2 protein-coding genes are annotated in these 1,269 nt (G+C 37.3%); both read left to right on the top strand.

Annotation, left to right across the window (positions count from 1 at the left end; translation table 11 throughout):
- A partial coding sequence (locus NPY00_RS06305; protein ID WP_269021230.1) for a DUF1561 family protein occupies positions 1 to 862 on the top strand: 862 nt, incomplete at its 5' end.
- Between the two features lie 143 nt (positions 863 to 1,005).
- Positions 1,006 to 1,269, top strand: a 264-nt coding sequence (locus tag NPY00_RS06300) for a hypothetical protein (RefSeq protein ID WP_269021229.1), incomplete at its 3' end; no start/stop codon positions are given.

The raw sequence follows: 1,269 nt of genomic DNA, 5'->3' as shown, positions 1-1,269 counted from the left end.
GAAGAATATTGTTTCTGCTCAATCTGGAACAAGAAAGAAATTCTTTTTACCCCCTGATTTTCAATTGACTGATGCTTGGCGCAGACGGCTTTATACGATTGCGAATACAACAGATGGAACATCAGAATCTGTAGGAATATGTGGATTTTGTCTTTTGCAAACTTATCAAATGATTGCAGAACTTGAAGAATATTATCCCGGCAATCCATTAACCAGTGGTGGGTATTTCTTTGATGCAGTCCCTGGTACGAACCCCATTGATTCATTTCGAAGAAGATTTCCTTTAGTTTATAATATTTTGGGTTCTTCTGCTTTATTTTATCCTCCTTTAACACCAACAGAACCCCATGATATGATTGCTTTTAGAATGGTAGAGGCGACAACACAACTGATCTTGACACGCTTTAATTGGAGAGGATCAAGTTTAGCGACTGGGTATGATAATATTATACACGCTATTGAAGAGCTTTTAAGAGCAGCTCCTGGAACCGTTTGGGTTAGTTTAATAACTTATCTTTATCCCGATGGTCGCATAACGAGACATGCTGTTCCACTTTTACGAAGTCAGTCTGGACTTATTGTGATTCCAACAAATACGAATATAGAATTTGCACGTTTTACTGCAATGATGGCTGAGACAGCAGATCCTCATGCTATCGTACTACGCCTTGCTCAATGGAGAAATGTCACTGTTACTGCTTTGGCAACATTTCAGTTAGTCGGTGAAGATCCACGACCTTTAAACCTTACCATGTCACACCATAATTGCACGGGTGAAGGGAGTTCTAGAAGAGGAAGTAGAGAGCGTCCAAGAAGTGCCACAGTCAATCAGTGTTTAGGAGGGAGATGTTCTATATTGTAGAAGAACAGTCTATGTGTCGTTATTTAACAGTACATTTTGTATTTTAAAACCCTAGATGCTCAGCATCATTAATAGCGGAACTAAGTTTTGTGTATCAAATATACACAAGAGAGCCACTTTTAAAATTAAGGGAATGATATTTTATGAAAGAATATAATTTGAAATTATTTTCATTTTTTTGCATTTTTTTCTTTCACATCACGACTCTTGTTTCTAATCCTATTTCTCAGAATGAAAGCACGTATGAGATCATTCTTCTTGATGATGGAATTTTTCAAGAAAACGCAGATGTTTCTGAAATAAGAGAAACTTCTTCTACCCGTGAAAATATTTCTCCTATACACTATGATGTTTCGCTTAAAAAAGAAGTTTCTCACAAGAGCGAGAGGCCAGACGTCCCTCAAAAG

Source organism: Bartonella sp. F02 (assembly GCF_026929975.1).
Classification (GTDB): domain Bacteria; phylum Pseudomonadota; class Alphaproteobacteria; order Rhizobiales; family Rhizobiaceae; genus Bartonella.
Note: the sequence above shows the minus strand (reverse complement) of the source record. Positions and strands in the feature narration are given on the sequence as shown.